Source organism: Bacillus mobilis, assembly GCF_001884045.1.
GTDB classification, from domain to species: domain Bacteria; phylum Bacillota; class Bacilli; order Bacillales; family Bacillaceae_G; genus Bacillus_A; species Bacillus_A mobilis.
The window spans coordinates 251,372-268,706 of sequence record NZ_MACF01000025.1 but is presented as its reverse complement, the minus strand read 5'-3'; the positions used below and the strand labels follow the sequence as shown (position 1 = coordinate 268,706).

19 protein-coding genes and 2 other annotated features are annotated in these 17,335 nt (G+C 36.0%); of the genes, 8 read left to right on the top strand and 11 right to left on the bottom strand.

All coding sequences use genetic code 11. The annotated features are described in order from the left end of the window. From BAQ44_RS31640 to BAQ44_RS03275, 3 genes are all read right to left on the bottom strand, one after another. Nucleotides 1–46, bottom strand: a 46-nt coding sequence (locus BAQ44_RS31640; protein WP_346191700.1) for a helix-turn-helix domain-containing protein, incomplete at its 3' end; no start/stop codon positions are given. A 439-nt stretch (nt 47–485) separates the two neighbouring features. Further along, nucleotides 486–953 (bottom strand): hypothetical protein, encoded by a 468-nt coding sequence (locus tag BAQ44_RS03280; RefSeq protein WP_071720682.1) that lies wholly within the window; start codon nt 951–953, stop codon nt 486–488. A 54-nt stretch (nt 954–1,007) separates the two neighbouring features. Beyond that, nucleotides 1,008–2,393, bottom strand: a complete 1,386-nt coding sequence (locus BAQ44_RS03275) for an alkaline phosphatase (RefSeq protein ID WP_000714923.1) — start codon at nt 2,391–2,393, stop codon at nt 1,008–1,010. 261 nt (nt 2,394–2,654) lie between these two features. Here BAQ44_RS03275 and BAQ44_RS03270 point away from each other — a divergent pair, with 261 nt between their 5' ends. Next, nucleotides 2,655–3,488, top strand: a complete 834-nt coding sequence (locus BAQ44_RS03270) for a GNAT family N-acetyltransferase (protein WP_071720680.1) — start codon at nt 2,655–2,657, stop codon at nt 3,486–3,488. 15 nt (nt 3,489–3,503) lie between these two features. Then, a complete protein-coding gene (locus BAQ44_RS03265; protein WP_061677262.1) occupies nt 3,504–4,388 on the top strand; it encodes an alpha/beta fold hydrolase in 885 nt (294 codons plus the stop codon). Between the two features lie 41 nt (nt 4,389–4,429). On the opposite strand, the gene BAQ44_RS03260 is transcribed toward BAQ44_RS03265, so the two are convergent. The 3 genes from BAQ44_RS03260 to BAQ44_RS03250 all read right to left on the bottom strand — a co-directional run bounded on the left by BAQ44_RS03260 (nt 4,430) and on the right by BAQ44_RS03250 (nt 6,351). Next, nucleotides 4,430–4,930: a DoxX family protein gene (locus tag BAQ44_RS03260; RefSeq protein WP_063260773.1), complete on the bottom strand. Its 501-nt coding sequence runs from the start codon at nt 4,928–4,930 to the stop codon at nt 4,430–4,432. A gap of 263 nt (nt 4,931–5,193) precedes the next feature. Continuing rightward, a complete protein-coding gene (locus BAQ44_RS03255; protein ID WP_061677258.1) occupies nt 5,194–5,730 on the bottom strand; it encodes a hypothetical protein in 537 nt (178 codons plus the stop codon). Nucleotides 5,731–5,748: 18 nt separating this feature from the next. After that, nucleotides 5,749–6,351, bottom strand: coding sequence for a phosphoglycerate mutase family protein (locus BAQ44_RS03250; protein WP_071720678.1), 603 nt, complete (start codon nt 6,349–6,351; stop codon nt 5,749–5,751). A gap of 171 nt (nt 6,352–6,522) precedes the next feature. On the opposite strand from BAQ44_RS03250, the gene BAQ44_RS03245 reads away from it, so the two are divergent. Further along, nucleotides 6,523–6,861: a hypothetical protein gene (locus BAQ44_RS03245; RefSeq protein ID WP_061677254.1), complete on the top strand. Its 339-nt coding sequence runs from the start codon at nt 6,523–6,525 to the stop codon at nt 6,859–6,861. 69 nt (nt 6,862–6,930) lie between these two features. Further along, a complete protein-coding gene (locus BAQ44_RS03240) occupies nt 6,931–7,053 on the top strand; it encodes a DUF4023 domain-containing protein (RefSeq protein ID WP_000071861.1) in 123 nt (40 codons plus the stop codon). A gap of 41 nt (nt 7,054–7,094) precedes the next feature. On the opposite strand, the gene BAQ44_RS03235 is transcribed toward BAQ44_RS03240, so the two are convergent. Next, complete coding sequence (locus BAQ44_RS03235) at nt 7,095–8,333, bottom strand: TolB family protein (protein ID WP_071720676.1); 1,239 nt, start codon at nt 8,331–8,333, stop codon at nt 7,095–7,097. Between the two features lie 297 nt (nt 8,334–8,630). On the opposite strand from BAQ44_RS03235, the gene BAQ44_RS03230 reads away from it, so the two are divergent. The 3 genes from BAQ44_RS03230 (at nt 8,631) to BAQ44_RS03220 (ending at nt 14,318) form a co-directional block, all read left to right on the top strand. Beyond that, on the top strand, nt 8,631–11,378 hold the full coding sequence (locus BAQ44_RS03230) for a S8 family serine peptidase (protein ID WP_071720674.1): 2,748 nt from the start codon (nt 8,631–8,633) through the stop codon (nt 11,376–11,378). Between the two features lie 220 nt (nt 11,379–11,598). Beyond that, nucleotides 11,599–11,827, top strand: a binding site (T-box leader). A gap of 50 nt (nt 11,828–11,877) precedes the next feature. Then, nucleotides 11,878–12,105, top strand: a binding site (T-box leader). Between the two features lie 163 nt (nt 12,106–12,268). Continuing rightward, the gene (locus BAQ44_RS03225) at nt 12,269–14,023 is read left to right on the top strand and encodes an aromatic amino acid hydroxylase (protein WP_071720672.1); all 1,755 of its coding nucleotides are present in this window, start codon (nt 12,269–12,271) and stop codon (nt 14,021–14,023) included. Continuing rightward, a complete protein-coding gene (locus BAQ44_RS03220; RefSeq protein WP_016086202.1) occupies nt 14,004–14,318 on the top strand; it encodes a 4a-hydroxytetrahydrobiopterin dehydratase in 315 nt (104 codons plus the stop codon). The genes BAQ44_RS03225 and BAQ44_RS03220 overlap by 20 nt, the downstream gene beginning before the upstream one ends. A 15-nt stretch (nt 14,319–14,333) precedes the next feature. On the opposite strand, the gene BAQ44_RS03215 is transcribed toward BAQ44_RS03220, so the two are convergent. Together BAQ44_RS03215 and BAQ44_RS03210 are read right to left on the bottom strand one after the other, a co-directional pair. Further along, nucleotides 14,334–15,191, bottom strand: coding sequence for a VOC family protein (locus BAQ44_RS03215; protein ID WP_071720670.1), 858 nt, complete (start codon nt 15,189–15,191; stop codon nt 14,334–14,336). A 20-nt stretch (nt 15,192–15,211) separates the two neighbouring features. Then, the gene (locus BAQ44_RS03210; protein WP_061677240.1) at nt 15,212–15,616 is read right to left on the bottom strand and encodes a DoxX family protein; all 405 of its coding nucleotides are present in this window, start codon (nt 15,614–15,616) and stop codon (nt 15,212–15,214) included. A gap of 156 nt (nt 15,617–15,772) precedes the next feature. Here BAQ44_RS03210 and BAQ44_RS03205 point away from each other — a divergent pair, with 156 nt between their 5' ends. Beyond that, nucleotides 15,773–16,318 carry a helix-turn-helix domain-containing protein gene (locus BAQ44_RS03205; protein WP_071720668.1) on the top strand — a complete coding sequence of 182 codons (546 nt, stop codon included), beginning with the start codon at nt 15,773–15,775 and terminating at the stop codon, nt 16,316–16,318. Nucleotides 16,319–16,352: 34 nt separating this feature from the next. Here the strand turns inward: BAQ44_RS03205 and BAQ44_RS03200 are convergent, their stop codons facing one another. Both BAQ44_RS03200 and BAQ44_RS03195 read right to left on the bottom strand, forming a co-directional pair. Continuing rightward, on the bottom strand, nt 16,353–16,730 hold the full coding sequence (locus BAQ44_RS03200) for a hotdog family protein (RefSeq protein WP_061677236.1): 378 nt from the start codon (nt 16,728–16,730) through the stop codon (nt 16,353–16,355). A 109-nt stretch (nt 16,731–16,839) separates the two neighbouring features. Further along, entirely contained in the window at nt 16,840–17,298 is a 459-nt protein-coding gene (locus tag BAQ44_RS03195) for a GNAT family N-acetyltransferase (protein WP_061677234.1), read from the bottom strand. Nucleotides 17,299–17,335: the final 37 nt, after the last annotated feature.

The following is a 17,335-nucleotide window of genomic DNA, read 5'->3' as shown; positions in this document are numbered from 1 at the left end:
GTGCTTTATTTGGATAGATACGAAATTTATACGCTTTATTGATCATCCTTCGTTTCACCTCCATTTCGGTATATGTCTATTATCAATTGAACATACATTCGATTGATAATAAAGTGATTATGACAAATTGTCCGGTAACACTTTTCATATGTCGAACAATTAAGATGACTTCCTGTCATCTCTTGTTCGAAGCCAATTCATCTCCCACCTACTCGCTGGGCTACGTCCTTCACGCTCCTTGAGGAAAGAGTCTTCTTGGTTAAATTGATAAAGTGGGGGGGTTGTTCATCCCCCACTGATTATTAGTTGAACCAATCGGACGTTTACGGACAGTTGACCTCCCACCTAACTTCCTTGCTCCAACTGAATTTTGAGGTGGGAGTTTTACTGTCCGTTAACGCGGGATAAAAAAAGGTTCTCGCCAATGAGAACCTTTTTTATTTCGCTATTTACAGGCAGGAAGACGCCCTGATTAAAGTTTCACTTTATTTCTTCCCTATCGTGCGAACCTCTTCAATTTTCCAGCCATCCTCTTCTTTTCCAAGTGCATACTGTACTTTCTTCTGAAGGGTAATCTCGCCCTCTATTTCTTTTTCCTTTGTCTCAACAACAACATACCCTGCTTTACTAGCTTTCATGTCTATATGTTCCAATTCAATTTTCTTATTTCCCTTTTGAAAAGCTGCTTCTTTTTGTGTTTTTAAGTCTTCAGCACTAGGCATCTTCTTTGAAAATAACTCCATATGTTCAGCAAGATTTTTTTCATTTGTCGTCCGTACAAATTTCTCCATCACATCTTGAATCAATTTCTCTTCTTCTTTCGTTATTTGTACCTTTTCCTCAGTTTTTATAGTAGTAGATTGTTGTTCCTCATGATTCTCCTTGGATTGACATCCAACTAGCAATAATATACCTATTAGAAGGGACCCCACCCCTCCGAAAAAAGCCCTCATTATTCCATCTCCTAAAAAGAAAAGTGAGGCATTTCGCCTCACTTTCATTTATAATTAGCGTCTTCCTTTATTCGGATCACCACCGCCAACAATATCAAAGACACGTTTAGCGATATTTGTATTCTCTTGAACGCCAGAGAACAAGTATTTACCTGGACCAAATGCATATACGTTTACATCTTCCCCTGTATGTCCACCTGTCGTCCATCCTGTAACCGAACGCTTATTGAAAATATCCTCAATCGCGTTATCAATCTTTGTTACATCTTTTGAAGGAGCAATATCATTTACCGCTTTAATTTCTTCTGGTGTTAATTGTAAATCAATATATTTTTTCAATGTTTCCTCTACATTTGCACCTTTTGCAATCTCGTTTGCCATGAAGTCTGGTGTGCGTTTTGCAGCTTTAATTGGATCTACTTTAAAGTTATACTCACCATTCGCACCTAAAGATAATCCACCAGTAGCGTGGTCTGCCGTTGCAACGACTAATGTATTTTTATCTTTTTTCGCAAATTCAATCGCTGCTTTAAATGCTTTTTCAAAGTCTTCCATTTCACTCATTGCACCCACGATATCATTATCGTGTCCAGCCCAGTCGATTTGACTTCCTTCAACCATTAAGAAGAAACCATTTTTATTTTTGTTCAAACGCTCAATTGCTGCATTTGTCATTTCTTCTAATGAAGGTGTTTTATCAGTACGGTCAATCATTTTATCTAAACCACCTGGTGCAAATAAACCTAGAATTTGATCATTTTTATCATTTAACAATTGATTACGATCTGTTACATAGCTATAACCAGATTTCTTAAATTCTTCTGTAAGATTGCGATCTTTTCTAACAAAGTTATTTACTCCGCCGCCAAGCATAACGTCTACTTTATGCTTCCCTTTAATTTTTTCATCAAAATAATCATTTGCAATTGCGTCCATATTTTTACGACTAATGTCATGCGCACCGAAAGCAGCTGGTGTTGCATGTGTAATTTCAGAAGTAGCAACGAGTCCCGTTGATTTCCCTTTTTCTTTCGCTTGTTCAAGAACAGTTTTCACTTCTGCTTTATCATTATCAACTGCAATTGCCGCATTATATGTTTTAATTCCTGCTGACATAGCTGTTGCTGCTGATGCAGAGTCTGTGATATTTTCATGTTCATCTTCCGGATATGTCTTTTGTGTTCCTACAAGATGCTTATCAAACTCTGTAGATTCCATCTCGAATGTTTTTGGATTATCTTTCATATAACGATGAGCCGTCATGTATGAAGGACCCATACCATCTCCAATTAACACAATAACATTTTTAATCTTTGCATTGCTTCCGCTCTCATCTGCATTTACTTCACTAGAACGTGTAAAATTCCATGTTGCCACCGAAGTAACTGCTAACGACGCCACAACTGCAAATGGCCATGCTTTTTTCACAAACTTTTTCACTGTCTTGTCCCCCTAATTAGGTTATTCATTTCCCACTATCAAATTTAATAGAATACTGTTAAGAGAAAATTAGTTATATGTAAATTTTTTGTTAACTTATGTAAATATCAGTTATAATTTGTATAACTTTGTCTTTTCATATCAACCATCTTCCCCTTTACAATCAAAATATAAACAAGTTGGATTTCATGTAACATAAATCTCTTATTTAACATTTTCAATCTACTTTCATGAAAATTAATAGAAACGTGGTGAACATTTATGAAAACAATACAGCTAGATAAATCTTTTATTTTTGATCTACTCGACCTTTGTAAAGCTGTTGGATGGTTACAAGATAAAACATTTATGAAAAAACAATTCGAAATGTACCTTTCTCTTGGCACACTTATCGGTTATATGCATGAAAATAAACTGATTGCAACTGGAGGAGTATTTCCTTTTAAAGATAGTTTTTCTACTATTGGTATGTTAATCGTCCATCCTGATTTTCAAGGCCAGGGCATCGGGCGTATGTTGCTTAATCGCTGCTTAGAACGCACCTACCCAAAACAACCAATTGCACTTATTGCAACAAAGGCTGGCGAGCCTCTTTATACATCGTGCGGATTTCAAACTGTCACGACGATTCATCGTTTCGAAAAACAAACTACTAAGACACATATTGCTCATACACAACAAGTGAAAGAACAAGATCTTGTCTCACTTATTTCTCTCGATCAAATTACAACTGGTGCTAATCGTTCCTTACTTTACTCATCGCTATTACCAAGAACGAGCCACTCTTTTAAAATTGAGAGAAATAACTGTATAGAAGCTTTTTCCTTATGTGTACAAAAAGGTAATATATTATGCGTCAATCCACTTATCGCAAAGCAAGAGAAGGATGCTATTCAATTATTCAAGAGAATCTGTGAAAGCTGGAGTGGCACAGTAAGGATTGATGTCCCACATTCACAATTTTCATTTCGTCAATTTCTTCAAACAGAAAATTTCCAAGAAACGCTCCTTTCACCTCTTATGATAAAAAATGGTAGCCAACTTCCTGGAAATCGTAATATGCTATTTGCTATGATAGATACAGCGTTATGTTAGAAAGGGGACACCTCATTGAAGCGATTTAGCTATTTTATGGTAGGTTGTCTTACTCTTACACTATTAGTAGGATGTAGTGCAGCAGAAAAGCCAGTAGAACAAGTAAAACAAGTTAAAAATACACTTACAGCGAAACTAGCTACCGAGGAAAAGATGGTGGAAATAGATGGTCAAACCATTTATTTTAAAAAGATCGGTAATGAAAAACCACCTTTACTTCTGATTCATGGATTTGGAGGATCTTCGGATGGTTTTCAAAAAATTTATTCAGACTTAGCGAAAGATCATACAATTATTTCTGTAGATGCTTTAGGGTTCGGGCGCTCATCTAAGCCGATGGATTTTTATTATTCTTTCCCAGCCCATGCAAATTTGTATTATAAATTAATGAAAAAATTAGGTTATGATTCGTTTGCAATACTAGGACACTCAATGGGCGGAGAAATTTCTCTTAATTTAACATATTTATACCCCGAAGCCGTTACTCACCTTATTTTAACTGATGCTACAGGCGGTCCGCATACACTCGTTAATAAACAAGGTTCACCAAAACCACAGTTGTCCACTGATTTAAATACCGTCTCTGCTATTGCAGATTATGATGAAAGTAAAGTGAAATTTAAACGTAATGATGAAGAGCATTACAATAAAATGAAATTATGGCCTAGACGTCTTCAAATCAATGCAAATGAAATGAAACAACCAACCTTAATTATATGGGGAAGAAATGATAGTAGCGTTTCTTGGAAAGAAGGAGAAACGTATCATCAATTCTTAAAAAATAGTACTTTCCATATTATCGAAAAAGGTTATCATGCACCATTTCGTCAAGAGCCACAAGAATTTGTAGGTTATGTAAAAGAATTCTTTAAGAACAATCCAATCAAAGTTGAAAAATAACATAAGCGGGTATCTCATTTTGAGATACCCGCTTTCATATATTAAGCAGCTTGCTTTTGGCGTTTTTGAGTTTTTGATCCTAGTACTTTCGGAATAACGAAACCATCTATTCCAAATTTACCAGCATTCATACTAGAGACCAGAACGAACATTGATAGGATAACCATTTCAGGGTTTACACCAATTGACCCACTAAGCATATAGGAAAAGTTCATTACAAGGCCGAAAAAGACCGCTGTTTTTGTTAAACAGCCTACAATTAAACCAATTCCAACTAAAATTTCTCCCCACGTTACAAGTGAATTAAATAGATCAACGTTTGGAATTGCGAAATCTTGTAAAAATGATGCCCACCAAGATTGAACAGCCGGTTGTGCTCCTTTAGATTTTTCAATTGCACCTTGTAAATAACCAGTTGCATCGAATCCTTTTCCTTGTAATTTACCGATTCCAGCCATTAACCATGTGTAACCAAGATATACTCGAATTATTGCTAACACAAAAGAAACTGCTTTGTTTTCTCTTAAAAATTGAATAACCATATCTTCCTCCTAAAGTTGTAATTAAGTTAGTTACAGATAATATAATAACATTAGTTACTTATTTTTAAAATGTTAATTACGAATAATTTGTGACATGTGTATGAAACATTAAAAACTAACGTTTATATAGTAACTTTTTTTACCTGTAAAAACTTGAACATATCATACCATAGGTGATAATCATTTTCATTGAAGAAATTGTAAAAAAAATGTGAGTTAAATGTGAAACGCCTTTATTCGAATATAAAATAAAGGCGTTTTTTCTATTTATAGAATTGAAATGTACGTGTCTCCTCATCGATTAATATCGCCTCTTGAAAAGCATCTTCTATCGTTTTTTCATGGTTAATAAGCCCATAAAATAAGCGTATTGTAAACATAAGTGCCGCATTCCCATCTACATAATCTATCGATCCAATATACGATTTCGCTCCACTACGTAAAAAAGATTCTGCTAGTTTTCGATCCCCTAACGTACACCCGCTATTTACAATATGTGTATTATGCAATTTTGCATATTTATAAATTTCTGCAGCACCAAAGTATCCCCTCGGTTCATCTTGTTCATATATATCTTCACCCAACTCTTCCATAACAAACTTTCCTTCCTCACCATGAAAGCAAAAGACAACATAATTGATATCATTATATAAACCTTTTCCAGAAAGAATATCGATGAACTCTTTCGGTCTACCAATCCAGTATGTTATAACTTTTGCCCCAAAATATTCAAGTGATGCCCGGATTGATTGCGCCTCTAAATCAGAGTTAAAGCCAACTACTAGTGCAACATTCAACATATACCCTCCATCCTATCATTAAATCTCATCAATCAAACTTTTAAGGGATACCTCCATTTCATATATACCCGTTTCTTGCAAAAAGTCTGATCTAGTTAAAACGACCTTATGTAAATATTGCCTATATGCTGTAATCGTCCCGTCGTGAGATACAATACAAATTCTTTCAGCACCTAGCTCATAACACCAAAGAAGAAATTCATCTACTATTTGCTGAAAGCTACTCTCTGAAATAATATTTATACCCTCCGTCCATAACCGCTTATTTGTGCTTTTCTCTATCAAAAAATGTGGAAATAAATTTGCTATCATTTCCTGATCTACTATGTGATCACATGGTAATGTTTTCGCTCCTTCTCGATAAGGAAAAATACGTGGGGATACATATGGATGAACAATTGTTTGACAAGATACCTTCTCACTCCATATTGTCGCCGTTTGTAAAGTTCTAAGTGTAGGACTCGTAATTAATATATCCGTTTCTTGCAATGGTACATTGCATTGAAGTAATTTAGCTTGATTCCTTCCTTCATCCGTTAATGAGGGATGCAACACTTGTAAACTTAACGGCAAGTCCTTTGTATGTTCACCTTCTCCATGCCGAACAAAGACGAGTTTCATACCCATCCTCCTCTCTCTATGAAATCCTTCAACATAATTCCTTCCCTATCTCATCCATTATTCCTGCTATAAGAAAAAACGATATGTAAAAAAGATTTGACACAAATAATTAGGAAATATTACAATTATATATGTAAAATACTTTTTACAATAGAGAGGGGAATCACAAATATGAAATGGATAACTATCTTAATTGGAATGATTATATGGGGATATATAAACGGATTTTTTAGTAGTGATAAAACTGCTAATCCTTGGATTACAGATGATGAACGTGAAACAAAAATTAAACAGAAGGCAATTATTGCAAGCTGGTCTGGTGTTTTTATGTTTTGTACCATTAACCTCTTAAACAAATGGTTAGGTATAGGAACGAGCGATACATCCCCTTACTTACCATCTTCTATCTCAACTATTTTAAAAGAAAATGTAGAGTTACAAATTTTATTTATGCTATTTATTACGTATGGCATATTTTATATATATTATCGGAGAAAACTAAGTGCTTAATTTTTATCTCATGATTATCCTCCTAAATGGTTATAGTAATTAGGACGAAATGAAAGGAGCGATATAAAAATGAGTAACTCGAATGATTTTTTAGATACACTGCATGAAAAACAAGCAAAAGATGAGCAAAACAGAAAGCGTCAGGGAAACGGGAACCCCGCGAAGAAAAAGCCGAATAAAACTCATAAATAACAATAAAAAACGTGCCTAAAATCATTTTTTAGGCACGTTTTTTATTCTTCTTTCACCGAGATAACATTTTCCCAGCTCCATTTCTCATAATACCATTCTGGCACGTCTATATTTTCAATCCACTTCTTTTCCTGTTTTCCATCACTATTGGCAAGCCATACATTGGCTTTCTTACGGTCTGAACGTATCCATATTAATTGATTGCTCTTCTTCATAAAAATCGGATGATAATCACCTTGCTTATGAGGTGGCTTTGTGATTTGCTGTTGTTTATCGCTTGTACGATCGATCTCATATAAAGATGGCAGTGGCCTTTTTTCCTGCGGAGTTTCTATCCCTGCCTCTTTTGCCCGTGAAACGATAATTACTTTATCATTCTTCCATACAAAATCCCAATCGACATATCCTTTCGGCGTAAATGTGTTCTGCTGAAGTGCCGGCAGTTCTTTTACTTTTAAATGTTTATTCTCTAACGCAACTCTCCCGCTCCCTTCAATATAAGCTAATATATTCTGGGATGGTGCCCATTTGAACCATTGTGTGTTTAATAACATTTGATCTACTTTTTCAAACCGACTGCCATCTGCTCGAACTAAGCAAAGCGTATTGCTATCAGCTGACCATGAAGCTGTCGGTACCGCTAAAAATGAAATCCACTTTCGATCTGGTGACCACTCAAACCCGCTTGCAACTAGCGCTAGAAAATCATCATGTTCATTTGGTAATGCATATAAATGTTTCATTTTATGAGGATTCATATGTGCATCTTGTTGCACTTCATATAGCTGGGCTCCTGTCCATCCTGTTGGAAGTAAGTGTGCTTCAGAAGATACAAGAAACTTCTTTCCATTAGGGTACCATGCATAATCACCTACACCAGCTGATACATTTTCAAAATCTGCATTCTTTTTTTGGACATCAAACGTATTTAATGTATTCGCAAATACAAATGCAATTATATTCTCTTTCGGTGACCATTGATAATTTGATACTTCAGATTGCAATGGCCTAACTTTTTTTCCATCTTCCATTCGGTACAATTCCAAGGTGTTTTGCTTCTTTCCTTTAGCATAGGCAAGCCATTCTCCATCATGGGACCATTTCGGCCCTGTTATGTACTCGCCTTTTGTTATTTGTTTTTCTTTCCCATCAATTTTAATCCAAAGGTCATGATGACGAATAAAAGCAACTTTCATCTCATTATGTTCCGCTCTAGTACTAAAAACTGAAGATAGAAAAATAAACAAAACCACACTACTACTCACGATAATTTTTTTCATACGTCCCTCCATTTTTCTTATAGCATTCCTCATATTCCGCTTACTATATGCGAATTTCACTCCAGATTCATTGCACAATTGTTGTCGATTTATGCCCAGTAAGGGTGGGCCTCCCCACACTGAATATTATCCATTCGACATAATACCAAAAAATTTCCCAAGAAATTTTTAATTCAAAGAGGATTGGTATGAATTATGTCGAAAGTATAGTTTAGCCAACATTCAATTTTATATTTCATAACAAAAATGTAAGATAACTTTTCTGAATATTGGCACTTTTTATTAGGGGGAGTTTCAATGAAAAAAACTACATCTGCACTATTAAGTATGGCGCTTGTCTTTTCTAGTTTTGGAGCTTTAAGCGCGCATGCTGAATCGCTGCAAAAAGAGAAGCAATTTAGTCCACAGTTAAAGGCAAATATTGAGCAATGGGGAGAAAACAAAATCGCGCAAAATGTTGAAACAAAAACATCAAAAGAAATTTCAGTCATTGTAGAATTACAACATGCTCCGCTCGCTTCACAAAGTAACATTCAGCATGCTCCAGATTTAAAAAATGGAAATGTGCAATCATACCATGCTCAACTAAAAAAGGCACAAGAGGATACTACAAAGAAAATTAAAGAAAAAGCACCAAAAGCAAAAATAAAAGAAACGTATAGTACGTTATTTTCTGGATTCTCTATTTCTGTCCCAGGAGATCAAGTTGCTGCCCTAGCTTCTTTGCCTGAAGTAAAAGCTGTTTATCCGAACTTAACATATAAATTGCATGAAACAGCAAAAAGCGCTACTAAAGAAGAAGCGCCAAATATCGGCGGACCGACAATCGGTGCTCCTGAAGCATGGAATTTAAAAGATCCATCTGGCAAACCGCTTGATGGAAAAGGTATGAAAGTCGCTATTATTGATTCTGGCGTAGACTATACACATCCTGACTTACAAGCAAATTATATCGGTGGCTATGATGCAGTCGATGAAGATAATGATCCGATGGATGGGAACGTACATGGTACTCATGTAGCTGGCATTATTGCTGGTAACGGAAAAATTAAAGGCGTTGCTCCAAATGCGTCTATTCTAGCCTATCGTGTAATGAATGATAGCGGTACTGGTACGACCGAAGATATTCTTCAAGGTATTGAGCGCGCGATTCAAGATGGCGCTGACGTTTTTAATTTATCTCTCGGTCAAGATTTAAATGTCCCTGATCAACCTGTAACAATGACATTAGAACGTGCAGCAAAACTTGGTGTTACTGCAGTCGTTTCAAATGGAAATGATGGACCAAAGCCTTGGTCTGTTGATGCTCCTGGTAACGCGAGTAGCGTCATCTCTGTTGGTGCATCTACTGTTTCTATTCCATTCCCAACATTCCAAGTAGCTGGTTCTAATAAATCTTATCAAGGATTACCATTATCAAAAGCAGACTTCCAAGTAGGAAACGATGCTCAGCTTGTCTATGTTGGCTACGGTAATTCTAGCGATTACGCTAAACAAGATGTGAAAGGTAAGTTCGCCCTTGTTTTACAAGGAACTTCGAGCACGTTAGTAAAGGCAGAACAAGCAAAACAAGCTGGTGCTCTCGGCGTGCTATTAATTTCTAATGAAAAAGAAATTAATATTATGCCCGAATATTTTGGACGTGAAGATATAGCTCTTCCAGTTATGCAACTATCCAATACAAATGGCGAAGAGTTGAAAAATTTAATTACAAAAAGAAAGAAAAATATAAAGATTGGACAACCAAATAAAACCGAACTGATTGGTAACTTCAGTTCAAGAGGACCATCACAAGGAAGTTGGCTCATAAAACCTGATGTTGTTGCACCTGGCGTACAAATTACTAGTACAGTACCAAGAGGCGGCTATGAATCTCACAACGGAACAAGTATGGCTGCGCCACAAGTAGCGGGAGCCGTTGCCTTACTACGTCAAATGCATCCTGATTGGACGACAGAACAATTAAAATCTGCTCTTGCCAACACTGCAAAAACATTAAAGGATGTCAATGAAAATACATATCCTATCATGGCACAAGGATCAGGTTTAATTAACATTCCAAAAGCAGCTCAAACGGATGCGTTAGTGAAACCGAACAACGTAAGTTTCGGTCTTATTAAACCAAATAGCGGCAAACTGAAACTAACACAAAATATTACATTAGAAAATCTTTCTAACAAAAAGAAAAACTTTTCAACTCGTATTGAATTATTAGATACAAAAACAAAAATCCAGACTTCTTTCCCTTCTTCAATTAGTTTGAAACCGAATAGTAATATTGAAAAACCTTTTACTATTACTGTAGATAGCTCCTTACCACAAGGCGTATATACAGGGAATCTGTATGTAAAAGAGCAAGGGAAAACTGAAGAAATGCGTATTCCATTTACATTTAGCATCGATCCGAAAGAATACAAGCGTATTGATGGCCTTGAAATCGTTAATTCTACTTTCAGTCCAAATAATGACAACATACTAGATGACAACCTAATCAATTACTATTTAGTTACACCAGTTGAAGATATAGCGTTTCATGCCAATTTAATTACGAAAGACCGTGTGATATATCAAGGCACGGTATATCAAGGTAAAAACGAAACACCAGGTTATAAATCTTTCAAATGGAATGGTACAAGAACTGACGGATCACCGTTGCCTGATGGCTTATACCAAATCGAAGCTGTTGCTTCTAACTCTGGTGGAGAAACAAAGCAAACAGGAGCTGTGTTTGTTGACCGAACAGCACCTAAGTTAACGCACGAAGTTGATCAAGAAAATCTTGTTATTAGAGGAAAAGTTGACGATATTCTACTAGATTGGATGACAGAATCTGGTTGGGTTGCACCTGGCATTCCAGTTAGAATGCAATATGAAATTAACGGAAATGGTGTGTGGGAAAGTGCGTTCCTGAATTCTTGGGAGAAAAGTTATGACATTTATTTCGATCGTAATCAATTACAACAAGGAAAGAATACAATTCATATTGTTGCAACAGATGCAGCTGGAAATACAACTAATTTAAATGTTGATTTAGAAGTGAAATAAAGTGAAACTTTAATCAGTGGAGATTTCATTCATCCCCACTGATTATTAGCCTTCACCAATCGGGGTTCACGAGTAGTTAGTCTCCCATCTAACTTCTTTACTCCCACCGAATTTTGAGGTAGGAGTTTTACCGCTCATTAACATGGGATAAAAAATTTTTATTGACAATTTTTTTAATATAGTTTTATAATACAAAACATAGTTTAGTTGAACGAATTATATATCGGCTTTGAAGGAATACTAGTAGCGACTTATATCACTGTCTCAGAGAACTGATGGTTGGTGCGAATCAGTACATATACAAGCGTGAATTACAATTCTGGAGCTTCTTTCCCGTAATGCTTTTTATGCATGAAGAGAAAGACGGATCTTTCCGTTATCGTAAAGTGAGTGGTAAACAATTAGTTGTTTACAAATAGGGTGGTACCGCGATTTTTATCGTCCCTATCGGATTTTCCGATAGGGACTTTTTTGCGTCCAACCTCTTACACAATTTCATATATACGCGTTGAAAGAATCGCAGTAGTATCTTATATCCCTGTTACAGAGAGCTAATGGTCGGTGGAAATTAGCACATATATAAGTATGAATTACAATTCTGGAGCTTCTTTTTCGTAGTGCTTTTATGCATGAAGGAAAAGACGGAATTTTTCCGTTATCATTAATTGAGATGTAAGTATATTTTCACTTACAAATAGGGTGGTACCGCGATTCTTTCGCCCCTATCGGATTTTCCGATAGGGGCTTTTTCTATTTCTCACAGAAACATATGTTAAATAATTCCGAATCTTATGATAAAATTTTATAAGCGCTTACAAAAAATGAAAGGAGGTGATACAAGCTATACGAAATCGATATTCAATTTTATTGAAAAAAAGGAGGATGTCTAAATGACAAAGAAAACAGAAATTCCATCGCATTTAAAACCATTCGTATCCACACAACATTATGATCAATACACACCGGTGAATCACGCTGTGTGGCGTTATATTATGAGACAAAATCATAGCTTCTTAAAAGACGTTGCTCATCCAGCCTACGTGAACGGACTACAATCATCTGGTATTAATATAGATGCAATTCCAAAAGTAGAAGAAATGAATGAGTGTTTAGCACCAAGTGGCTGGGGCGCTGTAACGATTGACGGACTTATTCCCGGCGTAGCATTCTTCGATTTTCAAGGACACGGATTACTACCGATCGCAACAGATATTCGGAAAGTAGAAAATATCGAGTACACACCAGCTCCAGATATCGTACACGAAGCAGCAGGACACGCACCGATTTTACTTGATCCTACATATGCAAAATATGTGAAACGTTTTGGGCAAATTGGTGCAAAAGCTTTCTCTACAAAAGAAGAACATGATGCATTTGAAGCTGTTCGTACATTAACGATAGTAAAAGAAAGCCCTACTTCTACTCCTGATGAAGTTAAGGCTGCTGAAAATGCTGTAATTGAAAAACAAAACTTAGTTTCTGGTTTATCAGAAGCTGAACAAATTTCACGTCTTTTCTGGTGGACAGTAGAATATGGATTAATTGGAAATATAGATGATCCAAAAATATATGGTGCTGGCCTCCTTTCTTCTGTTGGCGAAAGCAAACATTGCTTAACTGACGCTGTAGAAAAGGTTCCATTTTCTATCGAAGCATGTACAGGGACAACTTATGACGTAACAAAAATGCAACCACAACTATTTGTTTGTAAATCCTTTGAAGAATTAACAGATGCGCTTGAAACATTTTCTAAAACGATGGCCTTTAAAACAGGTGGAAAAGAAGGTTTAGAAAAAGCAATTCGCTCCGAGAACTATGCAACAGCTGAGCTAAATAGCGGATTACAAATTACTGGTACATTTAGCGAGACAATTGAAAACGATGCAGGTGAATTAATTTACATGCGAACAAATTCGCCAACGGCATTAGCGCTTCATAATAAACAGTTAGCGAATCATTCTACTTCTGTACACAGTGATGGATTTGGAACACCGATTGGATTACTCACTGAAAATATTGCATTAGAAACTTGTACAGACGAACAACTACAATCATTAGGAATTACAATTGGAACTATCGCTGAGTTTACTTTTACAAGTGGTATTCATGTAAAAGGAACAGTAACAGATATTGTAAAAAACAATAAGAAAATTGCTCTTATTTCCTTTATCGATTGCACAGTTACTTATAACGCCCGCGTTTTATTTGATGCTTCATGGGGCGCATTTGATATGGCTGTTGGCTCACAAATCACTTCAGTATTCCCAGGTGCCGCAGATGCAGCAGCATTTTTCCCAATGGATGAAGAAGTTCAAGAAATTCCTGCTCCACTTGTACTGAATGAACTTGAACGTATGTATCAAACAGTTCGAGATATTCGAAGTGAGGGGATCTTACACGACGCGCATATCGATCAATTAGTAGCAATTCAAGAGGTATTAAATAAATTTTATGCGAAAGAATGGTTGCTGCGCCTTGAAGTATTAGAGTTACTTTTAGAGCATAACAAAGGGCATGAAACATCGGCAACATTACTACATCAACTTTCTACTTTCACAACTGACGAAGCTGTAACACGCCTTATTAACAATGGTCTTGCGTTACTTCCAATAAAGGATGTGAAAAATGATGCTACGATTAACTGAGGAAGAAGTTCAAGAGGAATTATTGAAGGTAGATAAATGGATGGTAAAAGATGAGAAATGGATTGAACGAAAATATATGTTTTCCGACTACTTAAAAGGAGTCGAATTTGTCTCTGAAGCCGCCAAACTATCAGAAGAACATAATCACCACCCATTTATCCTTATCCAGTATAAAGCAGTCATTATTACTTTGTCATCTTGGAATGCAAAAGGTTTAACGAAACTAGATTTTGAGCTTGCAAAGCAATTTGATGAACTATTTTTACAAAACGAAAAAGCAATTATAAGAAAGTAAAAAAGAGAAGCCTTTTTAGGCTTCTCCTTTTACTTTGAATTGGATACAATGTCCAAATGGATCCTCGACTTGCAATATTCCATCTTTGTACGTAGCAATCTTGCCAATATTTTTTAAACTTTCACATACTTGCTCTTTTTGTTTTTCATCCGCTAGTACAATTGTGAAATATTTCAAGCCAACGGAATTTGGCATTTGCGGTGGTATTCCTTCACCTTGCCACGTATTTAAACCAATATGGTGATGATAGCCACCTGCCGATACGAACAACGCGCCATTACGAGCTGGGATTGTTACTTCAAAACCAAGACCATCCACATAGAAACGTTTTGCTTCTTCTAAATCAGCTACATGGAAATGAACATGCCCCATCACAGTACCCGCTGGAAAACCATTCCACGCACTTCCTTGTTGTAATAACTCTTCACCAGCTAACGGATTGCTAACAAATGGTAGTTCTCCATTCTCATCACGCCAAACTTCTTTTTGGCGATCATGATAAATTTCAATCCCGTTTCCATCTGGATCAGCTAAATAAAGGGCTTCACTAAAGTAATGGTCGGCTCCGCCGTGCAGTGGATATACCATTTCTACAAGATGACGAAGAATATTCGCTAAATCCTGTCTACTTGGTAATAAAATTGCGTAATGATATAACCCCGTTCTCCCTCTTTGCTTTGGTATGGCTTCTTTCTTTTCTTCAATGATAAGGAGTGGTTCGTTATTTTCATTCCCAAATGTAACAACCATTTCATCTTCTTTTAGTACTTTCATACTTAGTACTTCTGTATAAAACTCTAGTGATTTCTTTATATTTGATACATATAAATGAACAACATCAAGTGTTGTGTCGGGATGAAGTTGAAAACTCATCTTGTTAGCCCCCATTTCATTTAGTTCTTCTTTAACATTTTCTCTTTTAAGAAATTATCTACAAAACCGTCTGCTTTCGCAACAAATAAGTACGCACCCATTGCTAACAATGCAAGCTCTAATTCGAAGCCAGGATTTTTTCCATCTCCTAATAAACCAGCTGACCATTTTACTTTCACAATTGCTCCAACCATAACAAGTGCAAATAATAATCCAATATATCTTACTCCTAGACCTAGTATTAACAATATACCACCAACTACTTCCGCTGTTGCTACGCCGTATGCAAGTCCTCCTGGTAAACCAATGCTTGTGAACCACCCTGCAATATTGTCAATCCCCGATTGGAATTTTGTTAAACCGTGCATAAAGAACGTTACCCCTAACACGATACGAATAATTAAGTTACCGATATGTTGATTCATTTCATTCTCTCCTTTATAGTTTTCTTATACAAAACTTTTATTTACATTACAAAACATACACTACTTTTTTTTATTCGTCAATTCATTTTCACTGGGAAAAAATATATTTTTTTTGCTATGATACAAATAGTTGTTTACAAAAAGGAGCTTGATTTTATGAATATTGGTTCTGCAATACGTGAAATTCGTCAACGTAGAGGCATAACAATCGCACAAATTTGTGAGGGAACAGGTCTTTCTAAAGGATTTATGAGTCAGGTTGAAAATAATAAAACTTCACCATCTATCTCAACTTTAGAAACGATCTCCAATTTTTTAAACGTTCCTCTTCCTTATTTATTGTTAGAACAAAAAGATCGGTTGAAAGTTGTCAAAAAGGTAGAGCGTAAATACAGTGTATACGGAAAAGATGAACAAAGAATTGAACATGTTGCGGAGCAAGGTGGCCTCCGACTCAATCTCGTAGAAATTCCTGCTGGGTTTCCGAAAGAAAACTCACCAAATGCCCATGAGGGGGAAGAGTGTCACCTTGTATTACGCGGAAAACTAGAAGTTCAACACGGAGAAGATATTGCAATTGTAGAAGAAGGTGATTCTTTCTCTTGGAATGCATGTGTTCCTCATATCGTTCGTAATATAGGAGACGAAACGGCATTATTACTCATCTCTAGTCATGCAGAAAATCGAAAACGTGTTTATTAAATAAAAAAGAAGCCTGTAAATTAGGCTTCTTTTTTTATCCCCTTATAACTCCATAGCTTGTACCAACTAGTACAGTCTTTTCGTGTTGATTGCGATAAACTGACTCGATTGAAACCTTTTTGTATCCTTCCATCTGTTCAACATTTGTTAAAGTCAATTCACAAGTGACCGTATCCCCTGTAAAAACCGGTCTAATAAACTCACTTACTAATTCTCTTGCTATGTAATGTAATTCTTCGCCTACTTTCGTTCCAATACTAGCAGTCAATAAACCATGAACCATTAAACGTCCATTTTCATCATATTCCATATGATGCCTGCCTTTATCTCCTGTAATATTTGCAAATTCAAAAACCTCTTCCTCAGTAAATCTTCTTTCATATTTAAATACATCCCCAACTTTTACATTCATTTTTATCCCCCTAACAATAAACAGAATTTTCTTTCATTTTATCATAAAATGAGTCTCAGTTCAGTTTATATTATTAAAATAGTGATCCTTTTTCTACACTACCTTACTTTTATCGGTGCCCATCTTTTTTTGCCGCTTGATACCCGTAGTACGCACATGTTCCATTTCTAGATAACTCCCTCACCTCAAAGCCACAACTTCTATAAAAATCAAAATTACTAGCCGATGTATGCGCAAACCAATCGCCATGTGGCAGCTTTTGCAGACAAAGAGCGACAAGTTTCTTACCTAATCCCTTCCCTCTATATTCACATTTCACAACTAAATTTACTATGTTCGCGACCATAATTCCATCAGAAATGACTCTAACCATCGCAATCATCTCTTCTTCATCCCAAATTGTGAACGCCCATGTTGAATTTTCAAATGCTATCGTGAATTTTTCAATTTGCCAGGAAGGGATATCATCATTGCTCCAACCGGCATCTTCGAATAAAGTTTTAATTGCATATGCAGGTACACCATTCGTTCCCTCACGAATAATAAGTCCATTATGATAAATATACATGTAATCCCCCCTTTATTTTTATATACCATTCTTCAAA

Excerpts from the sequence above, each read along its gene's own strand:
- BAQ44_RS03280 (WP_071720682.1), bottom strand. The coding sequence starts at position 953 with ATGAGGGCTTTTTTCGGAGGGGTGGGGTCCCTTCTAATAGGTATATTA.
- BAQ44_RS03270 (WP_071720680.1), top strand. The coding sequence starts at position 2,655 with ATGAAAACAATACAGCTAGATAAATCTTTTATTTTTGATCTACTCGAC.
- BAQ44_RS03260 (WP_063260773.1), bottom strand. The coding sequence starts at position 4,930 with ATGGTTATTCAATTTTTAAGAGAAAACAAAGCAGTTTCTTTTGTGTTA.
- BAQ44_RS03255 (WP_061677258.1), bottom strand. The coding sequence starts at position 5,730 with ATGTTGAATGTTGCACTAGTAGTTGGCTTTAACTCTGATTTAGAGGCG.
- BAQ44_RS03250 (WP_071720678.1), bottom strand. The coding sequence starts at position 6,351 with ATGAAACTCGTCTTTGTTCGGCATGGAGAAGGTGAACATACAAAGGAC.
- BAQ44_RS03245 (WP_061677254.1), top strand. The coding sequence starts at position 6,523 with ATGAAATGGATAACTATCTTAATTGGAATGATTATATGGGGATATATA.
- BAQ44_RS03240 (WP_000071861.1), top strand. The coding sequence starts at position 6,931 with ATGAGTAACTCGAATGATTTTTTAGATACACTGCATGAAAAACAAGCA.
- BAQ44_RS03235 (WP_071720676.1), bottom strand. The coding sequence starts at position 8,333 with ATGAAAAAAATTATCGTGAGTAGTAGTGTGGTTTTGTTTATTTTTCTA.
- BAQ44_RS03230 (WP_071720674.1), top strand. The coding sequence starts at position 8,631 with ATGAAAAAAACTACATCTGCACTATTAAGTATGGCGCTTGTCTTTTCT.
- BAQ44_RS03225 (WP_071720672.1), top strand. The coding sequence starts at position 12,269 with ATGACAAAGAAAACAGAAATTCCATCGCATTTAAAACCATTCGTATCC.
- BAQ44_RS03220 (WP_016086202.1), top strand. The coding sequence starts at position 14,004 with ATGATGCTACGATTAACTGAGGAAGAAGTTCAAGAGGAATTATTGAAG.
- BAQ44_RS03215 (WP_071720670.1), bottom strand. The coding sequence starts at position 15,191 with ATGAGTTTTCAACTTCATCCCGACACAACACTTGATGTTGTTCATTTA.
- BAQ44_RS03210 (WP_061677240.1), bottom strand. The coding sequence starts at position 15,616 with ATGAATCAACATATCGGTAACTTAATTATTCGTATCGTGTTAGGGGTA.
- BAQ44_RS03205 (WP_071720668.1), top strand. The coding sequence starts at position 15,773 with ATGAATATTGGTTCTGCAATACGTGAAATTCGTCAACGTAGAGGCATA.
- BAQ44_RS03200 (WP_061677236.1), bottom strand. The coding sequence starts at position 16,730 with ATGAATGTAAAAGTTGGGGATGTATTTAAATATGAAAGAAGATTTACT.
- BAQ44_RS03195 (WP_061677234.1), bottom strand. The coding sequence starts at position 17,298 with ATGTATATTTATCATAATGGACTTATTATTCGTGAGGGAACGAATGGT.